Source organism: Nonomuraea sp. ATR24, assembly GCF_041950485.1.
Lineage (GTDB): Bacteria > Actinomycetota > Actinomycetes > Streptosporangiales > Streptosporangiaceae > Nonomuraea > Nonomuraea ceibae.
This window is the reverse complement of the sequence record NZ_JBGNUU010000035.1, coordinates 1-20,254: the sequence shown is the minus strand read 5'-3', so window position 1 is coordinate 20,254 and position 20,254 is coordinate 1. Positions and strand designations below refer to the sequence as shown.

General features: G+C 69.2%; 19 protein-coding genes and 1 pseudogene. 13 read left to right on the top strand and 7 right to left on the bottom strand.

Going from position 1 to position 20,254, the window contains the following annotated elements:
- Positions 1-39: 39 nt before the first annotated feature.
- Together ACBI99_RS43890 and ACBI99_RS43885 are read right to left on the bottom strand one after the other, a co-directional pair.
- On the bottom strand, positions 40-2,937 hold the full coding sequence (locus tag ACBI99_RS43890) for a pyridoxamine 5'-phosphate oxidase family protein (RefSeq protein ID WP_308126189.1): 2,898 nt from the start codon (positions 2,935-2,937) through the stop codon (positions 40-42).
- The gene (locus ACBI99_RS43885) at positions 2,934-3,683 is read right to left on the bottom strand and encodes an HAD family phosphatase (RefSeq protein ID WP_219517782.1); all 750 of its coding nucleotides are present in this window, start codon (positions 3,681-3,683) and stop codon (positions 2,934-2,936) included. The genes ACBI99_RS43890 and ACBI99_RS43885 overlap by 4 nt, the downstream gene beginning before the upstream one ends.
- Before the next feature lie 129 nt (positions 3,684-3,812).
- On the opposite strand from ACBI99_RS43885, the gene ACBI99_RS43880 reads away from it, so the two are divergent.
- From ACBI99_RS43880 to ACBI99_RS43850, 7 genes and pseudogenes are all read left to right on the top strand, one after another.
- Positions 3,813-4,655: a universal stress protein gene (locus tag ACBI99_RS43880; protein WP_375075181.1), complete on the top strand. Its 843-nt coding sequence runs from the start codon at positions 3,813-3,815 to the stop codon at positions 4,653-4,655.
- A gap of 93 nt (positions 4,656-4,748) precedes the next feature.
- A complete protein-coding gene (locus tag ACBI99_RS43875) occupies positions 4,749-5,405 on the top strand; it encodes a CBS domain-containing protein (protein WP_219517780.1) in 657 nt (218 codons plus the stop codon).
- A gap of 106 nt (positions 5,406-5,511) precedes the next feature.
- A complete protein-coding gene (locus ACBI99_RS43870; RefSeq protein ID WP_219517778.1) occupies positions 5,512-6,489 on the top strand; it encodes an Acg family FMN-binding oxidoreductase in 978 nt (325 codons plus the stop codon).
- Positions 6,490-6,598: 109 nt separating this feature from the next.
- A pseudogene (locus tag ACBI99_RS43865) lies at positions 6,599-7,125 on the top strand (hypothetical protein).
- Between the two features lie 186 nt (positions 7,126-7,311).
- Positions 7,312-8,229 (top strand): RNA polymerase sigma factor RpoD/SigA, encoded by a 918-nt coding sequence (locus tag ACBI99_RS43860; protein WP_375075217.1) that lies wholly within the window; start codon positions 7,312-7,314, stop codon positions 8,227-8,229.
- A gap of 172 nt (positions 8,230-8,401) precedes the next feature.
- Entirely contained in the window at positions 8,402-10,072 is a 1,671-nt protein-coding gene (locus ACBI99_RS43855; protein WP_375075180.1) for a GAF domain-containing sensor histidine kinase, read from the top strand.
- Positions 10,073-10,153: 81 nt separating this feature from the next.
- Entirely contained in the window at positions 10,154-12,451 is a 2,298-nt protein-coding gene (locus ACBI99_RS43850) for a phosphoketolase (protein ID WP_375075179.1), read from the top strand.
- Positions 12,452-12,547: 96 nt separating this feature from the next.
- Here ACBI99_RS43850 and ACBI99_RS43845 read toward each other — a convergent pair whose 3' ends face one another.
- Positions 12,548-12,979, bottom strand: coding sequence for a pyridoxamine 5'-phosphate oxidase family protein (locus ACBI99_RS43845; RefSeq protein ID WP_219508860.1), 432 nt, complete (start codon positions 12,977-12,979; stop codon positions 12,548-12,550).
- A 106-nt stretch (positions 12,980-13,085) separates the two neighbouring features.
- Positions 13,086-13,985 carry a GerMN domain-containing protein gene (locus ACBI99_RS43840; protein WP_219508861.1) on the bottom strand — a complete coding sequence of 300 codons (900 nt, stop codon included), beginning with the start codon at positions 13,983-13,985 and terminating at the stop codon, positions 13,086-13,088.
- A gap of 207 nt (positions 13,986-14,192) precedes the next feature.
- Between ACBI99_RS43840 and ACBI99_RS43835 the strand changes: the two genes are divergently transcribed.
- A complete protein-coding gene (locus ACBI99_RS43835; RefSeq protein ID WP_219508862.1) occupies positions 14,193-15,032 on the top strand; it encodes a universal stress protein in 840 nt (279 codons plus the stop codon).
- A 431-nt stretch (positions 15,033-15,463) separates the two neighbouring features.
- Here ACBI99_RS43835 and ACBI99_RS43830 read toward each other — a convergent pair whose 3' ends face one another.
- Positions 15,464-15,910 (bottom strand): hypothetical protein, encoded by a 447-nt coding sequence (locus tag ACBI99_RS43830; protein ID WP_219508863.1) that lies wholly within the window; start codon positions 15,908-15,910, stop codon positions 15,464-15,466.
- Between the two features lie 140 nt (positions 15,911-16,050).
- On the opposite strand from ACBI99_RS43830, the gene ACBI99_RS43825 reads away from it, so the two are divergent.
- Positions 16,051-16,566: a hypothetical protein gene (locus tag ACBI99_RS43825; RefSeq protein ID WP_375075178.1), complete on the top strand. Its 516-nt coding sequence runs from the start codon at positions 16,051-16,053 to the stop codon at positions 16,564-16,566.
- Between the two features lie 155 nt (positions 16,567-16,721).
- The gene (locus tag ACBI99_RS43820; protein WP_219508865.1) at positions 16,722-17,120 is read left to right on the top strand and encodes a Tn3 family transposase; all 399 of its coding nucleotides are present in this window, start codon (positions 16,722-16,724) and stop codon (positions 17,118-17,120) included.
- A 160-nt stretch (positions 17,121-17,280) separates the two neighbouring features.
- Here ACBI99_RS43820 and ACBI99_RS43815 read toward each other — a convergent pair whose 3' ends face one another.
- The gene (locus ACBI99_RS43815) at positions 17,281-17,475 is read right to left on the bottom strand and encodes a hypothetical protein (RefSeq protein WP_246645815.1); all 195 of its coding nucleotides are present in this window, start codon (positions 17,473-17,475) and stop codon (positions 17,281-17,283) included.
- 150 nt (positions 17,476-17,625) lie between these two features.
- Between ACBI99_RS43815 and ACBI99_RS43810 the strand changes: the two genes are divergently transcribed.
- Both ACBI99_RS43810 and ACBI99_RS43805 read left to right on the top strand, forming a co-directional pair.
- Entirely contained in the window at positions 17,626-17,799 is a 174-nt protein-coding gene (locus ACBI99_RS43810) for a transposase (RefSeq protein ID WP_219508866.1), read from the top strand.
- Between the two features lie 395 nt (positions 17,800-18,194).
- The gene (locus ACBI99_RS43805; RefSeq protein WP_375075177.1) at positions 18,195-19,253 is read left to right on the top strand and encodes a TerC family protein; all 1,059 of its coding nucleotides are present in this window, start codon (positions 18,195-18,197) and stop codon (positions 19,251-19,253) included.
- Between the two features lie 130 nt (positions 19,254-19,383).
- Here the strand turns inward: ACBI99_RS43805 and ACBI99_RS43800 are convergent, their stop codons facing one another.
- Positions 19,384-19,542 carry a hypothetical protein gene (locus tag ACBI99_RS43800; protein WP_375075176.1) on the bottom strand — a complete coding sequence of 53 codons (159 nt, stop codon included), beginning with the start codon at positions 19,540-19,542 and terminating at the stop codon, positions 19,384-19,386.
- Between the two features lie 320 nt (positions 19,543-19,862).
- Here ACBI99_RS43800 and ACBI99_RS43795 point away from each other — a divergent pair, with 320 nt between their 5' ends.
- On the top strand, positions 19,863-20,144 hold the full coding sequence (locus ACBI99_RS43795) for a hypothetical protein (protein ID WP_375075175.1): 282 nt from the start codon (positions 19,863-19,865) through the stop codon (positions 20,142-20,144).
- Positions 20,145-20,254: the final 110 nt, after the last annotated feature.

Below are 20,254 nucleotides of genomic sequence, written 5' to 3'. Positions count from 1 at the left end.
ATCCCTTCGGGGTGGAGTGCGGGCCCTCCCTACCCGGCGTCACAAGCCGTGAATACGGCGACCGGTGACCCGATGCGGGATGATCCGGATGTAGAGCTGGCGGTCGCCGCCTGCCCACGGGGTGACGTCAGCTGCGGCGATCTTGTCAGCCTCGTCCTCGGGCACGTGGTGTGCCGGGCCTTGGACGAGGACGCTCCAGCCCTGCCGCCGGGCCTCGTCGATCCTGTCGATCTCGAAGGCGATCTTGATTTCCACGCCCGTCAGCCCTGTGCGCAGATCCTGGTCCATCGGACCGCCGTAGGCCGTACGGAAGATGACGGCGCCGTCGTGCATCTTGTAGTTGACGGGCAGGACCGTGGGCCCGTGGGAGCCGTTGAACGCCACCCGGCCGATGCCGCCGGACGCGATCAGGCGCAGACATTCCTCGGGCTCCAACACCTTCAGCTCCGGGTTGGCCATGGTACGGCCGCCGCCTGGCGCCCGGTCGTGGCCGCCACCCAGCAGGTCCTCGACCGTGGTCTCCAAGGCGCCGGCCAGGCGGGTCATCGTGCCCCTTTCCGGGACGTCCGGGTGGCTCTCCAGGTACTGGAGGTAGCCGGCGGACAGGTCCGCGCGGTCAGCGAGTTGCTCAAGGGTGAGGCCCAGGCGCTCGCGGTGATAGGTGAGGCGGTGTCCGAAGTCGCCGGCTCCAGGCATGCGTATCTCCTCCATGATGATGGTGCGGGCGGCGCCGCGGGGCAGGGTGACGCCGTCGATGCGGGTGCGGTCGTGGTCGGTGTCGATGGCGAGCCGCCTGCCCCGGAATGCGATCGTCAGTGACAGTGTGCCGAGCCGCTCGGGCAGCAACGGGTTGAGGCGCAGGCCCTCGCGGCGGGGCTCCAGGCCGAGATAGCAGCGCTGGAGCAGGTCGAGCGTGCCGGCCATGGCGCCGAGGTGGATGCCTTCCGCGGTGGTGCCGCCCTGCACGTCTTGGACGTCACTGAACAGGGCTTCGGTGAAGAACTGCCAGGAGCGTGCCCGGTCGGAGCGGGCCAGCACCCAGGCGTGCACGACGGCGCTGAGGGTGGAGCCGTGGCTGGTGCGTCCGAGGTAGTAGGCGATCGTGCGCGGGATGAGGCCGGGTTCGGCCGGGTAGCCGAGCTGGTGCAGGATGTCCAGCAGCTCGTCCGCGGTGAGCAGGTAGAACAGCATGAGCGTGTCGGCCTGCTTGGAAGCCCGGTAGCGGTTGACGTCGTCACCGTCAGCCTCCAGTGCCCGGTCCAGCCGCCGCACGCCGCGGTAGCGGGCCCAGTCGAGCTCGGCCAGGTCGGCGTAGCCGGTGAACTGGCTGATCACGCCGTCGTGGAAGTCGACGCGCATGTGGCGGGTGATGTCCTCCCAGCGTTCGGCTTCCTCGGGGCCGGCTTCGCCGAGTTCGAGCGCCCGTCGCAGCAGCCACACGGTCATGATGTTGGTGTAGGCGTTGTTGTCCAGCCCGACGGAGGCGGCGCCCGGATAGGCGGTGTGATACTCGTCCGGCCCCATCACCCCACGAACCTCGTAGCGGTCACCGACGCGTACGGCCAGGGAGGCGAAGAACCGGGCGATCTCCACGATCAGCTCGGTGCACCACGACGGCATCGAGCCGGTGGCGAGGTAGTACTGCCAGACGTTGTAGGCGATCGCCAGGCCGACGTGCCGTTGCAGGTGGGAGACGTCGGGCAGCCAGCGTCCGGAGGCGGGGTTGAGGTGCCAGGTCTGGGTCTCCTCACGCCCGTCGCTGCCGCTCTGCCACGGGAACATCGCGCCGTCGAAGCCGGCGGCACGAGCCGCGGCCCTTGCCTCCGGGAGCCGCCGCCACCTGTAGCGCAGCAGGGCCAGGGAGATGTCGGGGAGGCGCAGGTTCAGCCAGGGGAGCACGAACAGCTCGTCCCAGAACACGTGGCCCCGATATGCCTCTCCGTGCAGGCCGCGGGCGGGGACGCCGACGTCCAGGTCGGCGGTGTGCGGCGACAAGGTCTGCAGAAGGTGGAAGACGTGCAGGTGAACGATCTGCGACAGCTCGGGCCCGTCCACGTCCAGCTCCGCGTGCTCCCACAGCCGTTCCCAGGCCGCCGTGTGCCGGGACAGCAGCTCGTCGAAGCCGGGGGCCTGCCGTGTCCGCCGCAGGGCTGCCGACAGAGGGTCGTGGACGGCCACGTCGCGAGACGTCACCAGTGACACGATCTTGGTCACCGTGCGGGGCTCGCCTTCGGCCAGGTCAATCACATGATGGCTGGCGATGTGATCGGACTCGCCGATGACCTCGCCCGGGGCGGGCGCGTCCATCCGCGCCACCAGGGCGACGGTGATACGGGAGGAACGGGTGACAGCGGACAGCCAGGCCAGGCCGTCGTCCTCGCCGGCGGCGTGCCCGGCCAGGTGGTCGCCCCGCAGGTCGCGGTATCGGGCGACGCCGCAGTTGGTCACGCGGCCGTCGAGCGTGGCGCGCACGCGCAGCGGGCCGGACCAGTTCTCGGCGGTGAAGGTGGTCTCCAGCGCGGCCAGCCAGGGGTCGGCCATGGAGACCAGGCGGCGCTGCCGTACGCGAGTGATGCGGCCGTGCTCGTCACGGCAGCGCAGCCGGCGCAGCAGGATTCCGCGCCGTAGATCGAGTTCTTGGCGGTAGTCGAGCAGCTCGGCCCGCTCGGGACGGAACCAGCCGGCGCCGGGGGTGGCGAACGTCAGCGGCAGCCAGTCCGGCAGGTTGACCATGTCCTCGTTGGTGACCGTCCGCCCGGCGACCGTCGAGGCCAGGCGGTCGTAGCAGCCGGCAGCGTAGGTGCCGGGCGTGCGCTCATCGCCGTCCGGGGTGGCGCCACGGGTGGCGAAGCGGCCGTTGCCCAGCGTGCAGAGTGCTTCACGCAGTCCTTCGGAGGCCGGGTCGTAGCCATCGTAGGTGAGCAGCCACGCGTTCATCGACGCTCCAGGGGAACGCGGCCGGTGACTGTCAGCTCGGCCAGGTCGGCCACGACGGCGTCCGCTCCGGCCGCGCGCATCGCGACCTCCTGGGACCCGGAGCGATCCACTCCGACGACCATGGCGAAGCGGCCCCTGCGGCCGGCTTCGACGCCGGGCAGGGCGTCCTCCACCACCGCGGCTTCTGCGGCGGTCAGTTCCATGCGGCCTGCGGCTTCCAGGAACAACGCCGGGTCGGGCTTGCCCGGCAGCCCGAGCCGGGCCGCGTCGTTGCCGTCGACCAGCACGTCGAACAGGTGGATGAGGCCCGCGGAGGTGACGACCGCCCGGCAGTGCCTGCTGGCCGACACCACCGCGGTGCGGCAGCCGCGCCGGCGCAACTCGTGCAGCAGGGTGACGGTCGAGCCGAACGCGGCGACCCCGTGCTCGGCCACCCGCCGGACGAACAGTGCGTCCTTGGCCTGCCCGAGCCCATGCACGGTCGGCGCTCCGGGATCGTCGCCCGGCCCGCCCTCCGGCAGCGTGATGCCGCGAGAAGCCAGGAACGTGCGCACCCCGTCCAGGCGAGAGCGCCCATCGACGTGGCGCAGGTAGTCGGCGCGGATGTCGAACGGCGCGGACCGGCCGCGCAGGAACCGGTCGAACACCTGCTTCCAGGCAGCGGCATGCACCCGAGCGGTGTCGGTCACCACGCCGTCGGTGTCGAACACGACGCCACGCAGCGTCGTCAGGTCGAGGAAGGCCATGGCGGTCACGCTACCCACGTGTCCTGGTGTCAGACAGGGCCCTTCGCCCCTTGCACCGGCGACCTCCGGCCCTGCAATGGCGACAGGTGGGCAGGTTGCGATGGAGAGGAGGACAGAGGAGGAAGCATCATGATCGTTGTTGGTGTCGACGGCTCGGTGACCGCGCGCGCCGCCGTCGAATGGGCCGTCAATGACGCGTTTCGCATGCGATTGCCGCTGCGGATCGTGCACGCCGTGGACCGCGGGCCGTATCAGATTGCCCGATTCCCTGAGGCCGGGCTCTCCGACGCGCTGCTGCGCGAGGGCCGGCGGATCCTTCACGAGGCGGCCGCGCTGGCGCGGGAACGCCAGCCGACCGTCGAGGTGACCACGCAGAACATCGAGGGCACGCCCGCCGCGGTCCTGCGCGAGCTGGACAAGGAGGCCGTCGAGATCGTGCTGGGCAGTCGAGGGCTCGGCGGGTTCGCCGGCGCCCTGATGGGTTCGGTCAGCACGCACGTGGCCGGACACGCTCACTGTCCCGTTGTGGTGATCCGCGCCGGGCAACGGCCTGCGAGAGGAGAGATCGTCGTCGGTATGGACGACTCGCCCGGGTGCGAGCCCGCGTTGGCCTACGCCTTCGAACAGGCCAGGCTGCGCGGAGCCGCTCTTCGGGTGGTGCACTCCTGGCAGTTGCCGGTGCACGCCTTCGCACCGGAGGTGTCCTACGACCTGGACGAGATCCGCACCGCACAGCATCGCGTCGTCGAGAACCGGGTGGCGGCCATCACCGGGGACCACCCCGAGGTGGCGGTCGTGTGCGAGGCCCCGTCGGCGCATCCCGTGGACGCGCTCGTCTCGGCATCCGAGCAGGCCGACCTGCTGGTGGTGGGCTCGCACGGCCGCGGAGCCGTAGGAGCGATGCTGCTCGGCTCGGTGAGTCGTGGCGTCCTGCACCACTCACGCTGCCCGGTGGCCGTCGTCCGGGGATGAGGGACTTTGGCCCTGCTCACGCGGGCCGTTCGCCGCTGCCGATCCCGCTCGCGACGCAGGAACGTGAAAGGTGGGAAAGCGAGGAGGAACATCATGTCGATCGAAGTCAAGGACGTCATGGGACGCGTGGCCATCGCCGTGTCGGAGGGGGCGTCGTTCGCCGAGATCGTCGCCGCGATGAGGCGGTACGCGGTCGGCGCCGTGACCGTCATCGACGCCGACCGGCGCCCGGTGGGCGTGGTGTCGGAGGACGACCTGCTGCTCAAGGAGACCGACCCGGTACGTCACCCTGTGTCGATCTACGAGTCGAGGCGGCAACGGCAGGAGCACCGTAAGGCCGCGGCGGTGACAGCAGCCGAGCTGATGACCTCACCGGCGATCACGGTCACGCCAGGTACGCCGGTGCGTGACGCGGCACGCCTCATGCACGCCAAGCGCATCAAGCAACTGCCGGTGATCGACCCGGTGACGGGCCGCGTAACCGGCACTCTGCACCAACACGACGTGCTGAGGGTCTTCACCCGTCCGGTCGCGGAACTGGAGACGGAGATCAGGGCCGTGCTCCCGCGCCCGGAAGCGTTCTCCATCGAACTCGACGCCGGTGTCGTGAGGATCAGCGGCAGGGTCGAGTGGAAGTCCCAGGCCATCGCCCTCGTGGAAGCGGTTCGTGCTGTCGAGGGGGTCGTCGACGTGGTCAGCGAGGTGGCATGGGACAAGGAAGACCTGCTCACCGTTCCGCCGCTGTTCTGAGAGCCGGCAAGCGACGCGGAGGTGCGAGTCCAGCGCTGGAGGGGAGAGGAACCGGCGATGCCTTCGGTCGTGACGTGCTGAAATCAACACCCGTGGAGGTGTACACATGACCGTCCATACCGCCAAGAACGCGCTGGAGGCGGCCGTTGAGGCGGCCCGCTGGGCGCCGTCGGTGCACAACACCCAGCCCTGGACCTTCGCTCTGTCCGGAGAGGAAGTGAGTCTGAAGGCCGACACCGACAGGAAGCTTCGTGTCAGCGACGCAGCCGGCCGCGAACTGCTGATCAGCTGCGGCGCCGCGCTGTTCACCATGCGCACCGTGCTGCGCCTGGAGGGCTACCAGCCTCTCGTCCGCGTTCTGCCCGACCCCGACAGGCCGTCGCTGCTCGCGACAGTCCGGCCGGGCCGCGAGGCGCAGGCCGACGACACCACCCGGATGCTCGGCGGCGAGATCGAGCGGCGCCGCACGCATCGAGCCGGCTTCGCGGACGTGCCGGTGCCCGACTCGCTCCTCGACTCGCTCGTCAGAGCCGCGATGAGCGAGGGCGCCACGCTGACGCCCGTCCGTTCGCCGGACGCGGTGGCCGTCCTCGCGGCGCTCACCCGGGCGGCCCAGGGCGTGCAGTCCCAGGACCGGCGCTTCAGCCTGGAAGTCATCCGCTGGGCCCGCCCGCCCGGCAGCAGCCGAACCGACGGCGTGCCCGCCGAGGGCTACCCGCGCCAAGCGGCACGTACCGAGCCGCACTTCGCGCAGCGCGACTACGCCTGGCGCCACGACTGGGGCGCGCAGACCGATCAAGGCGCCGCGACGTCGACCGGCGTCGTGACCCTGCTCACCACCACCGGTGACGGCCGCCAGGAGTGGATCGCCGCAGGCCAGGCGCTGCAGCACGTGTTGCTGCTGGCCAGCGCGCACGGCGTCAGCGCGGCCTTTCACACGCAGGCCCTGGAGATGGACCTGCTGCGTGAGTTCCTCCGCCATGAGCTCTGCGCTGGCGAGCACCCACAGATGATCATGCGGCTCGGGGTCAGCTTCGAGGCCAAGGATTCCGTACGGCGCCCCGTGCCAGATGTCGTGGAGTGAGGCCCAAGGTCCTTTCCGGCCGGGCCTTGCGGCACTGCCCGACGTGGGCTGGAGCCGATGTGATGGAGATGCGAAGGAAACACTCCATCACTTCAGGAAGGGGGCCGTCATGGCCGCCACTACTCAGCAACCCGTCGTGCGCCGTCACATCGCTGCCGAGGCGCGGCGTCCGGTCGATGTCGTGTGGGCGGTCGCCCGGATCGCGCTCGGCTGGATCTTCCTGTGGGCGTTCCTGGACAAGACGTTCGGGTGGGGGTTCGCCACACCGGCCGGTAAGGCGTGGATCGCGGGTGGGAGCCCGACGACGGGGTTCTTGAAGGGCGCCGGCGAGAACGCGTTGGGCGGGTTCTTCGCCGGGCTGGCGGGTCAGGCGTGGGTGGACTGGCTGTTCATGGCCGGTCTGCTCGGGATCGGTGCCGCGCTCGTCCTGGGGGTCGGCCTGCGGGTCGCCGCGATCGCCGGTGGTCTCCTGTGGTGCTCATGTGGGCGGCGGCGCTGCCACTGGACACCAACCCGTTCCTGGACGACCACCTCGTCTACGCGATCGTGCTGGCCGGTCTGGCGCTGGCCGACGCCGGGACCGCGCTCGGCCTGGGCAAGCTGCCGATCGTGCGGCGCAACGCCTGGCTCCGGTAGTGTGCACCACCTGACGCCCACCCCCGACGCCACGGGGGTGGGCGTCGCGCCGTCCGGCGACGCTGCGGACACCTGTGGACTGCAGGCGAACGTCATCGCGGCTCGGGACCTTCGTCCCCTCCGCTGATGCTCCGTCGGCGTCACAGTAAGAGTCGCGCCTATCGATCAGGACCGGGAGTGACCGTGATGACCGACGCACAAGCCGCATCCAGTCGGCGTGACTACCTGAGCGACTACCTGGCCCGAATCGGGGGCACCGCTCTGCTCAGTGCAGACGAGGAGATCGAGCTGGCCAGACGGATTGAGGCGGGGACATACGCCGCCCGCCTCATCGAACAAGGCTCCGCAACCCCCGATCTGCAGGCCGTCGTCGCGGACGGCCGGGCCGCCAGGAAGCACATGATCGAGGCGAACCTGCGGCTGGTGGTGTCGGTCGCCAAGCGCTACGCACGCCGCGGCATGTCGCTGGCAGACGTGATCCAGGACGGCAATCTGGGACTGATCGAGGCCGTCGAGCGGTTCGATCACGCCAGGGGCAACAGGTTCTCCACTGTGGCCACCTGGTGGATCCGCAAAGCCATCCAGCGAGGACTCGAACACGCACAAGTGGTGCGTCTGCCGATGGCGGTCCAGGACCAGCTGAGGAAGGTCAGCCTCGCCGAGGCCGCGCTCACGCACCGGTTCGGTCGCATGCCGGCGGAGCGAGAACTGGCCGAGGAGACCGGGCAGGAGCCGGCCAGACTGGCTTTCCTCCGGCAGGTGCCTCAGGAATGCGCCAGCCTGGACCTGGCGGTAGGAGAGGGGCGTCACGTGACGACGCTCGGAGACCTGATGGTGGACACCCAAAGCCCTTCGGCTGCCGATCTCGTGGAGCGAGAGGCGCTGAAGGTATTGCTCACGTCACTTGTGGACGGGCTGGCGCCCCGGCAGGCGCTGATCTTGCGGTTGCGATTCGGCCTGGACGGGCGCCCGGAGCACACGCCTCGGCAGATCGCCGACATGCTCGGGCTGGCCCCCTTCTGGGTGCGCCAGCTGGAGAAGGAATCGCTTGAGCGGATTCGGAGGCATGGAGTCAGGCGGGGCCTGCTCGCTTGGGCATCGTGATCCCGTGATCAGTGCCCACCAGTTCAGCGCTGATGCCACGACACCGTCACCTCGGCGACGTCGCTGAAGGAGGTGTTCCGGTGCTCCGCCACCACCGGAAGGCGGGGGGTGGGCGTCGGGATTCCCGGGTGGCAGACTGATCAGCATGTCGGATAGCGAGCATCGTGCACTGATGCCCCAGATGCGGCTGGATGAGCTGCTGGCCGAGCTGCAGACTCGGCTGAACGCCGTGCTTTCCACGCGGGATCGGGTGCATGCGCTGCTCGAAGCCGTGGTGTCCGTGGGCAGCGATCTGGACCTGGAGACAGTGCTGCGCCGGATCGTGGAAACTGCGATCAAGCTGGTGGACGCCAGCTACGGCGCACTGGGCGTTGTGGGTGAGGAGAGCACGCTGCTGCAGTTCATCCCGGTCGGGCTGAGCGAGGAGGAGATCGCCAGGATCGAGCACTGGCCGCACGGGCTCGGCTTGCTCGGCTTGCTGATCAAGGATGCCCGGCCGCTGCGGATGGGCAAGATCTCCGACCACCCGGAGTCGTACGGGTTCCCGCCCGGTCATCCGCCGATGGGCACCTTCCTCGGCGTCCCGGTACGGGTGCGCGATGAGGTGTTCGGCAATCTCTATCTGACGGAGAAGCGCGGCGGCGGTGAGTTCGACGAGGAGGACGAGGCGGTCGTCATCGCGCTGGCCACCGCCGCAGGTGTTGCCGTGGAGAATGCCCGGCTTTATGAGGAGTCGCGGCGGCGCGAGACCTGGCTGCAGGCGTCGGCCGAGGTGACCACGAGCCTGCTGTCCGGGGCCGACCCCCGGCAGGTGCTCACCACGATGGCGGCGCGGGCCCGCGAGATGTGCGACGCGGACCTGGTCCAGGTGCTGCTTCCCGGGCCGTCGGGAGATTCGCTGAAGGTGGATGTCATCGAAGGCGAGGGCGCGGACGAACTGCTGGACGCAGAGTTCGAAATCTCGGCCACGCTTGCGGGCGAGGCGTTCACCCGAGGCGAGCCGGTCGCGGAGAAGAACTTGCAGCAGGCCCCCTACCCTGAGTCGCCGTTGCGCCGGCTGGGGTACGGGCCTGGGCTCATGGTGCCGCTGGGAGCCGCCACGTCGACACGCGGGGTGCTCGCGCTGGCCAAGCGGAGCGGGCGGCTGCCGTTCAGCGACGCCGACCGGCAGATGCTGCAGTCGTTCGCCGGGCAGGCCGCGATCGCGCTGGAGCTGGCCGAGGCCCGCCGCGACGCCGAACGGCTCGGCCTGCTGGAGGACCGCGACCGGATCGCCAAGGACCTGCACGACCTGGTCATCCAGCGGTTGTTCGCGACCGCCATGACGTTGATGAGCACGGTCCGGCTGGTCGAGCGGCCGGAGGCGGGCAAGCGGCTGCAGCACGCCATCGACGAGCTGGACGAGACCATCCGGCAGATCCGCTCGTCCATCTTCGCGTTGCAGGGAACGCGCGAGGACTCCGCGCCCAGCCTGCGGGCCAAGATCGTCGATCTGGTCGAGGGCGCGGGCGGGCATCTCGGCTTCATGCCGGGCCTGCGCATGGAGGGGCAGATCGACACCGTCGTGCCCGAGCCAGTCGCCGAACACCTGCTGGCCGTGCTGCGTGAGGCGCTGTCGAACGTGGTGCGCCACTCACATGCCACTCGGGCGGAGGTCACTGTCGAGGTCGCGGACGCCCACCTCACACTTACGGTGACCGACAACGGCGTGGGAGTCGGTGAGAGCGGACGGCGCAGCGGCCTGCGCAACATCGAGGAACGGGCCGTCCAGTTGGGCGGTACGGCGGAGATGGACAGCATGGACAGTGGAGGAACGAGGCTGCGCTGGCATGTCCCTCTGTGATCGGGCGGCCGACCTTCTGCCCTGACCGGCGGGGACCAAGGACCCTGGCTGCGGTCGCGGCACCTCGGCAGTATCGAGCACATGACAGCGATGGAGCGAATCGACGCGTACTGGCGTGCGGCGAACTACTTGTCCGTAGGGCAGATCTACCTGCTGGACAACCCGCTGCTCACCGAGCCGCTGCGGCCCGAGCACGTCAAGCCGCGCCTGCTCGGCCACTGGGGCACCACCCCCGGGCTCAACTTCTGCTTCGCCCACCTCAACCGGATCATCGCCGAGCGCGCCCAGGACATGATCTACATCGCCGGCCCGGGTCACGGCGGACCTGCGGCGGTCGCGCACGCGTGGCTCGAGGGCTCCTACACGGAGAAGTATCCGGACGTCTCGCAGGACGCGGCCGGCATGCGGAGGCTGTTTCGCCAGTTCTCCTTCCCTGGAGGCATCCCCAGCCATGTGGCGCCCGAGACGCCCGGCTCCATCCACGAGGGCGGCGAACTCGGCTATTCGCTGGCCCACGCGTTCGGCGCGGCCTTCGACAACCCTCGCCTCGTGGTCGCCTGCGTTGTAGGCGACGGTGAGGCGGAAACCGGACCGCTGGCGGCCAGCTGGCACTCCAACAAGCTGCTCGACCCCTACCGCGACGGCGTGGTGCTGCCGATCCTGCACCTGAACGGCTACAAGATCGCCAATCCGACCGTGCTGGCCAGGATCCCGGAGCATGAGCTGATCAAGCTCATGGAGGGGTACGGATACCGTCCCCACATCGTCGGCCCGGATCACGAGCAGATGGCGCGAACGCTGGACGAGGTGTTCGACCAGATCGCCGCCTATAAGGAGGGCCGCGAGAACCGCCTCCCGATGATCATCCTGCGTACGCCCAAGGGCTGGACCGGGCCCCGTGAGGTCGACGGCAAACCCGTGGAAGGCACGTGGCGCGCCCACCAGGTGCCGCTGTCCGGCGTCCGCGACAACCCGGAGCACCTGGCGATGCTGGAGGAGTGGATGCGCTCCTACCGGCCGGAGGAACTGTTCGACGCCGACGGCCGGCCGGTGCCCGCGCTCCTGCAGACGGTCCCCGAGGGATCGCTGCGGATGAGCGCCAACCCGCACGCCAACGGCGGCGAGCTGCTGCGGCCGCTCACCCTGCCGGACTTCCGGGACTATGCCGTCGAGGTCAAGGCGCCCGCGACCACCGCCAGCGAGCCGACCCGGGCTCTGGGCGCCTTCCTGCGCGACGTGATCTCCGCCAACTCGCACACCTTCCGGCTGATGGGCCCGGACGAGACCGCCTCCAACCGGCTGCAGGCCGTCTTCGACACCACCGACCGCGCCTGGAACGCCACAGTCGAGCCGACCGACGAGAACCTCGCCGCCGGCGGCCGGGTCATGGAGGTGCTCAGCGAGCACCTGTGTCAGGGCTGGCTGGAGGGCTATCTCCTGACCGGGCGGCACGGGCTGTTCAACTGCTACGAGGCGTTCATCCACATCATCGACGCGATGTTCAACCAGCACGCCAAGTGGCTGCAGACGTCAAAGAAGATCGCGTGGCGACGGCCGGTGGCGTCGCTCAACTATCTGCTGTCCTCGCACGTGTGGCGGCAGGACCACAACGGCTTCAGCCACCAGGACCCGGGCTTCCTCGACGTGGTGGTCAACAAGAAGGCCGAGGTCGTCCGGGTCTACCTGCCCCCGGACGCCAACACCCTGCTGTCGGTGGGCGACCACTGCCTGCGCTCCCGGGACTACGTGAACGTGATCGTGGCCGGCAAGCAGCCGGTGCTCGACCTGTTCACCATGGACGAGGCCATCGCCCACTGCACCCGCGGTCTCGGCATCCTGCCGTGGGCCTCCAGCGACGCGGACGCCGAGCCCGACGTGGTGCTCGCCTGCGCCGGCGACGTACCGACCCTGGAGACCCTGGCGGCCGCCGCCATCCTGCGCGAACACCTGCCGCAGCTGAAGGTGCGCGTCATCAACGTCGTCGACCTGATGCGGCTCCAACCGCCGTCGGAGCACCCGCACGGCATGCCGGACGCCGAGTTCGACACGCTCTTCACCACCGACAAGCCGATCATCTTCAACTTCCACGGCTACCCGTGGCTCATCCACCGCCTCACCTACCGCCGCCACGGCCATCACAACATCCACGTGCGTGGCTACAAGGAGGAGGGCACCACCACCACGCCGTTCGACATGGCCATGCTCAACGACATCGACCGCTTCCACCTGGTCATGGACGTCATCGACCGCGTCCCGGGGCTGGGCGCCACTCAAGCACACCTGCGCCAGCGGATGTCCGACGAGCGGCTGCGGGCCCGCGCCCACACCCGCGAACACGGTGAGGACGCCGCCGAAATCCGCGATTGGACGTGGGCCTGACGGTCCGACGAGACAAGCCTGGAAGGCAGCTTCGTGCCTTCCAGGCTTGTCGTGTGTACGAGAGCCTTGATGATCGTGACCACCGACGTATGGGAGTCACCTCTGCGTGAGGCGGTGCGGCGACGCGGAGATACGCCGGCCGGAGAGCTGCTCGGCTTCGACCACGATGTAGTGGTCCCTGTTGCCAGGCGCCCAGGGTGTCAGCGGAAGCGCTGCAAGCTGGGCGATCTCGCCGGGGTCGGTGACCGCCCGGGCGTGCCCCACGACGGTCACCGACCAGCCGGTGCGCGCCTCGGCGTCGAACTCGTCCGCCTCGAAGGCGACCACCGCGTTGCGGGTGGCGGCGGCGAGCTTGGAGCCGGACCCCGTGCGGATCACGATGCTCTCACCGTGAAGAAGGAAGGTGACAGGCTGCACGGCCGGCAAAGCCCGGTCAGTGAATACGATCCGGCCGATCGGCGTGGACGCGAGCAGACGCAGGCACTCAGCGTGGGAGAGCACCTGCAGGCCGGACGAGTCGAGTTCCATGCTCCCAGCCTTCCCGCTCGGGCCCAGCACAGGTAGGGACAAAAGCCCCGACATTGCTGGTGATCGCCCCAGCGGGAGGTTCTGGCCGAGGATGACATCAGCGTGGTCACGGCTCCAGAGATCGGGGAATGGAGTCGGACGGCCCGTAGGGCTGCTGAGTGTGCCCGCGGGCGTCGTAGATCTTCACCCACTTGATCGACGGGAACTGCTTGAGCGTGGGCTTGATCTGATCGGCGATGGTGAACGTCGATCCTCCACTGGTGATGTGGCCGGTGAGGTGCACCCGGGCGGTCCCGTTCTTGATGGTGAGCTTGCTGAAGCCGATGGCCTTGGAATCGACGAAGCGCAACCCGCGCGCCTTCTCAGCCTGGGTGGGGCCGGCGAACAGACGCTGAAGGGCGCCGTATGCGGTCGCCGGTGGGATGGCCGGCCGCTGCACGGCTGTCGTGTACGGCCTGCGTCCGGTGTTGTAATTGGCGGTGTTGAGGAAGTAGTCGCGTACCGGCACGGTCCGGTACGGCGTGGCGATGTCGACGACGACGCGGCTGGGCCACCTGAGCGTGTAGACCCGGTAGGGCGTGCGCTTGGCCAGCGCGGCGCCGAACGTGAGCGTCGCCTCGAAGTCGCCGGTGTTGACGACCTGGATGATGCCGGGCAGTGCGTAGGTCCTGCGGGTCGGCCCGTAGGTGACATGGCCGTGGCGGTCGTGGCCGTCGGCGTGGCCGAAGCGGATCTGCAGCAGCGCGTCGCCGACTGCGGGCACGTGTCGGCCGGAGCCGTCGGCGATCAGCTTGGGCACGTAGCGGACGTCGCGCCTGGCGGGCACGCCGCCGCGGAACTCGAAGACCAGCCGGTCGAGGCCGTCATGGTGCGCGGCTCGGATGCCGATCAGGGTGGGGGCGCCGGCGTGCTGGGTGATGGCCTGCGCCGGTACGGCGAGCAGGCCGGTGGACGTGGCCACCATCGCGGTGGCGACGAGGGGACGGATCGGGAGCATGTCGATCATCTCTTCTCCTGTGAGTGCTCCTGATCTCAGAGTGCTCTCCACCACCGCCGGACAACAGCGGCGAACGTCCTCAATCTCCATGCCTATTGGCTGATGGGACGGACTGCTGAGGGCAGTCCGGGACGAAGGTCCTTCCGTATAGGGCCATTTGGCGCTTGGTCTGCGGCGATCTCAGGAGTGTCCTTGAAAGGACACAAGGGAGTAACCATGATCCTGGTTGGGGTGGACGGCTCGCAGGCCGGACTTGTAGCCGTCGGTTGGGCCGCGCGAGAGGCGGCGCTGCGCGGAGTGCCACTCACCGCGGCTCACGCCATGCCGCGGTGGGCGTACGAGACCACGACCGGCCGCTATGCCGAGGTGGCTCGCTGGATGTGCGAAGGCGGCAGAAGCGTCCTGGCCGCGGCCGAGGAGCGGGCACGCCGGGAGCAGCCGGAGATCGAGGTGAGGACGACGTTCCTCCCGGATGATGCGCGCGTTGCCCTGATCGCGGCGGCGAAGGACGCCGAGCTGCTGGTCGTCGGCAGCCACGGACTCGGGGGCGTGCGCGGGATGCTGGTCGGCTCGGTCGCCTACGGCGTGGCCGGGCACGCACCGTGCGACGTCGTGGTGGTTCGCGAGCCTTCCTCGCCGCCCGGTGCGGAGGTCGTTGCCGGGGTCGACGGTTCGCCGGCGTCGTCGAGGGTGCTGGAATTCGCCGCCGCCGAGGCGCGGCTGCTTGGAGCACGGCTGCGGGCCGTGCACGTCAGGGCGTATCCCAATCCGGGCGCCTTCGGCCTGGTGGAGCAAGAGGACGGCGGCGACGATCTGCTCGTCCTGAAGAAGACGATCGCCGCCCTTCGCGATCGATACCCGGACGTCCGGATTGTCGAAGAGGTCGTGCACGGCCATCCCGCCGAGCTCTTGCGGCAGGTCGCGAGCGGTGCCGAATTGCTGGTGGTGGGCTCGCACGGGCACAGCACGTTCGCCGGCATGATCCTGGGCTCGGTCAGCCACGAGCTGCTTCACCGGGCTCCTTGCCCGCTGGCCGTGGTGCGGACCGCGCGATGAACGGCCGGTCTGAGGGCTGCGAGCCGCGGCCCAAGAGCTGGTGTCATGCCTTCCAGCTCTGCCGCCGTCGATGTCTGGGGGAGCCCTCGCCGGTGCCGGCTACGGAGAGTGCGACGGTCCAACGGCACGCAGTGTGGTGACCAAACCGTGGACGAAACCCTCTTGAATGATCCTGCTCTAAGGACTGTTGCGGAGGGTAGTTGGATTTGTGGGGGAGCGTCATCACGCAGCGCGGGCTCTGAGCCCGCAACCGTCACACGGGCGGGCGGTCGAGGGTGACTGCCCGCCCCGGACCGGTGGCCGCTGGGCATGGGTCGGGCAGTCCAGCGGGCTCCCCCTCACAGCGTGTGGCCCGCCGCCGCCATTATCTACAGTGACTGAACAACTACGCAATGCGTGCGTTGGTGGGCGGATCGAGCTGACGCAACGGGCTACCGGTGGACACACGCCGGGGATGTGGGCGGGCGGTTGGCGAATGCGGGGTGGTCGGCGGGGCGCAGACGCAGATGCACGCGGGATGCTCCGGTGTCCCAGTCAAAGGCGATGAGGTCACACAGGAACAGGACGACAGCCAGGGATGCGTCACTGCCGGTCAGGCCGGAGTGTGGGCTGAGACTGGCGGTGATCCGGTCATCGGTGATCGCGTTCGTCGGGTCGTAGAGGTGGAGGCTTACGCATGCCTGGTCGGCCCACAGGCTGAGTGTGGCGTCCGGGCGTGCGGTATTGATGAGGAGGAGGGCTGCCTCGTGGACGGCGAGCACAAGATCGGCAGCCCGGCAAGGACACAGCCCCTCGATCGTGGCGAAGGCGTGCACCCGTTGACGCAACCTCGCGGGGTTGTCTCGGAGGGGCGACGACAACGGGATGGGCAGGAACATGCGTCGCGCTCCTTCTATGTCTGTCAGCACCCGGGAGGTGGAAGCCTAGTCGCCGCGCAGTCGCCCTGAAGATTGTTGCAGAGTAGCTGAGCGGGCATTCTTCGTGTACGGACGGGGTGTTACCGGCTGATCCGTTGTGGGTGGAGACGTACACCGGGCTGCCGATGAGCCGGTTCCAGCGGCTGGTGCGAGTGGTGAAGAATCGAGGCGGCGAGGGGCCCGGTGGCGAGGGACCCGTGGGCGGCACCGGCGCCGCGGAGTTGATGGAGGTGGTGGCCCTCTTGAAGCGGGTGAACCAGAGCGGCGGCCGCAAGGTGCCCGAGGGCGCGCCCACCGCTTTCGTGCCGGCCCGCTACGCCGAGTACCTGGCCAAGGCGCGCAAAGACGGTGATGAGACCGCCTACCGCCACTATTGGGAGTTGCGCGTGGTGCTGGCGCTGCGCGACGGGCTGCGCTCGGGGGATGTGTTTGTGCCGGCTCGCGCCGCTACGCTGATCCGGCCGCCTACCTGTACACGCCCGAGCAGTGGGCGCCGCGGCGTGCCGATTTCTGCAGGTTGGTCGGCAAGCCCGGCGATGCCGCCGAGGCGATCGAACAGGGTGAGGAGGAACTGCTCGCCGCACTGGCCCACAGGTGCTGGCCCAGGCGTTGCCTGACGACACCGGCATGGTCCGGCTCGATGAGGACGACAAGCTGGTGATCCCGCCGCTGTCGGCCGAGGACGTGCCGGGCGAGGCCACGGAGCTGAGGGGGAGCTGGCCGGGATGCTGCCGTTCGCGCCGATCGCCTCGCTGCTGATCGAGTTGAACGTGTGCGCGCATTTGTGGACTGCTTCACCCATGCCGGCGGCCGCAAGCAGGCCCGCCCGGCCGATCTCAAGCGCAATATCCTCAGCGTGCTCATCGCCAACGCCACGAATCTGGGGTTGTCCAGGATGGCGGAGGCTTGCGGCATCCCGTATGACGTGCTGCGCTGGACGCAGGAGTGGTACGTGCGGGCCGAGACGCTGCGCGAGGCCAACATGGTCAACAGGTCGTCGTCAACTACCACCGGTGGGAGGCGGCAAGAGCATGACCGCGCTGGACATGACCGTCCACGGCGGCCAGGTGCTGTCATCCTGCACGCACGTGTCCGACCAGCACTCCACCTTCGGCACCAAGACATCGCACCGAAGCCCGCGAGGCGCATTTCGTGCTGGACGACTTTCTGAGCAACGCCACCGACCTCCGCCGTTCGAGCACCTGAGCGATACGAATGGCGTGATGCTCACCAACTGCGGTCTGTTCGAGCTGGTGGGCAAGCTGCTGTCCCCCGCACCCGCGACCTGGGCAAGATCGCGTAGATCCGGGACGAGACGCCCACGGAGACGGTCAAGCGCTACCCGCATGCAGGGCCGCTTCGAGCGCGAGCTGGAACGAAGACCTCATCACCGAATGCTGGCCGGATCTGCTGCGCATGGCCGGGTCGCTGAAATGCGGGCAGGCCACCGCCTCGCTGGTGGTGGGCAAGTGATCGGTCGCCTCCCGGCAGAACACCCTGGCGGCCGCGCTGAAGGTGTGGGACATGCTGCGCCGCACCCTGCACGCGCTGCGCCGGGGCCTGCATTACGCCCAGCAGGGTGCCGTCATCTAGCCGGCCCTGGCCGATCAGGTGTGGTGTCTGACCGTGTTGACAACGCCGTCATCACCTGGACGGCAGAGTAGTACTCGCTGGCCGTGAGGCAGTTGCGCGCCACCGGCCGGGACGTGCCAAAGCTGCTGGCCCACATCTCCCCGGCGCACAGCGAGAACGTCAACTTCTTCGGGGTCATCACCGTGGATGTGGAGGCGGAGCCGGCCGAGCTGGACGGTGGCCGCTGCCGTCCGCAGGCGATGCAGGAGACCAGCTGATCCCCAAGTGATCGCCGCTTGTGGTCGACTGCAGGACGTGACCGCCCTTGCCGGGGGGCCGGGTGCTCGACCTGAGCACGGGGGCGCCCGTGATCTTAGGTGAGGCGGCTTGCCACTTCAGGGCGGCGCAGCTTCGGCGCTGCAGTTCCCTGCCGTCGAGCGGCGGGGTCTCGGATGAGATACCCGACACTTGACACACGAAATTTGTGTCGTGAATAATAGAGCATAGTTCGAGGGGGAGTACCCGACTCGTTACCGCACCGCCGTCAGTACGGGCCCAGCCATCCGGGCCCCGGCGGGGCAGCCACCGCCTTAGCCGGTGGCCCCGGGGAGACCGTCGGCCACAGAGCGCCGCCGCGCAGCGCGCGGCGGCCTGGTCGAGGAGGTCTGCTCCGTTGTCTGTCACCTGGTGGGCCTGGGCCGCGGTGCTGCTGGCGGTGGCCATCATGTTGGCCATCGACCTGCTGCTGCATCGCGACAATCACGTCATCGGCTTTCGTGAGGCGGCCATTTGGTCGGGCGTGTGGGTCACGGCCGGCCTGGCCTTCGGCGCGATCTTGTGGGTCTGGCAGGGCGGGCAGGTGGCCGGCACCTACTTCGCCGGCTACCTGATCGAAAAGGCATTGTCGATCGACAACGTGTTCGTCTTCGCGCTGATCTTCACCGCCTTCGCCGTGCCCGCCGCGCTGCAGCACAAGGTGCTGTTCTGGGGCGTCATCGGCGCGCTGGTCTTCCGGCTGGTGTTCATCTTCGTCGGCGCCGAGCTGCTGGAGACGTTCTTCTGGACCGCCTACCTGTTCGGCGCGTTCCTCATCTACACCGGCTACAAGATGGCCTTCCGGCACAACCAGCAGCCCCCGCCCGACCGTAACCCGGTGGTCCGCCTGATGCGCCGCGTGGTGCCGACCGACCCCCGCTACCACGGCGCCCGCTTCTTCGCCCGCATCGACGGCAGGTGGGTGGCCACGCTGCTGTTCGTGGTGCTGATCGCGGTGGAGGCGACCGACCTGATCTTCGCCATCGACTCGGTCGCCGCGATCCTGGCGATCACGACCAGCACCTTCATCGTCTGGACCGCCAACGCGTTTGCGATCCTCGGGCTGCGCAGCCTGTACTTCTGCCTGGCCGGGCTGCTGCGCCGGTTCGTGCACCTGCACTACGGCCTGGCGCTGCTGCTGGCCTTCGCCGGCGTCAAGCTGATCGCCTCGGAGACCCCGATCGGGAAGCTGCCCATCCCCATCACGCTCGGCGTGATCGCCGTCACCATTGGCGTCTCCATCGGCTGGAGCCTGCTGGCCACCCGCGCCACCGCCGCAACCGGCAGTGGCGGAAACGGCAGCGGCGGCACCGCCGCCACACATCCGCCTGCGACCTCCGGCACGAACGGGCGGCAAGCCGGTGCGGGCAACGCAGCAGCCGCCGACCGCAGCACCGTCGTCAACGACCCGTCGTGAACCTCCGCCCACGCAACGCCCCCGGGCGCGAGCGCCGCGGGGACAGGAAGGAACAACACCACCATGCGCAACCCACCCGCCACCGCCCAGCCCACTGCGGGCCCCGTGCCCCTGCCGGCGCGTACTGCCATCAGATCACCGACCGCCTGCCGGGCACCGGACCGGTGCTGGCCGTTCTCACCGGCGGCCCCGCCGACCTGGCCGTGGCCCGCACCGCCGCCACCTGGGCGGCCGGCACGGGCAGCCTGCTGATCGCCGTCACCGTGGTTACCAGTACCGGCTTCAGCATCAACCCGCTCCTGCACCAGGTACGGGCCCGCCGCCAGGATGCCGACAGCCTGGCCGTGATCGACCGACTCACTCCGATCCTGACCGCGTCCGGGGTTGCTTGGCTACGCACCATCGTGGCTGTGCCCACTCGTGCCGGCCCGACCCCCACGCTGGCCCCGGCCCTGCCGCTGGCCACGATCCGGCGCTTGGTCGACCGCTACGCCGGCCTGCAACAGGTCCGCGAGTATCCCGCGATCTCCCTGCTGCTGAGCACCACCCCCGGTCGCCGAGCTCACCGGCGCCGACGCGCTCGGGCTGGACGCGCTGACCGCCGAAGCGGTGGAGCGGCTGCGCGGCGAACCGCAGTCCGCCGCGGCCACCCCGGCGATCGGCCGCCTGCACACCCTGCTCGGCCAAGCCCGGCACGGCCCCACTCGCCATGGGCCGGCCGTGTATGCCAGCGCCGGCAGCCAGGCGTTGATCCGGCTGCCGATCGGTGTACGCGACCGCGCCGTCGGCGATCCGACATTTGCCACCCGCGACCCGACATTTGCCACCCGCGACCTGATCCGCGCGCTGCACCGCACCCCACGCCACCTAGTGCCAACGCCGTTCAGTTAGGGCTGGGGTCGTGGCGTCAAGGGCTGGCCCGGAGCATGTTGATGCTGATGGTGGCTTTGTAGGTGGTCCGGTCGATGGCGGGTCCGCGGGCGTTGTATTTGGAGATCGCG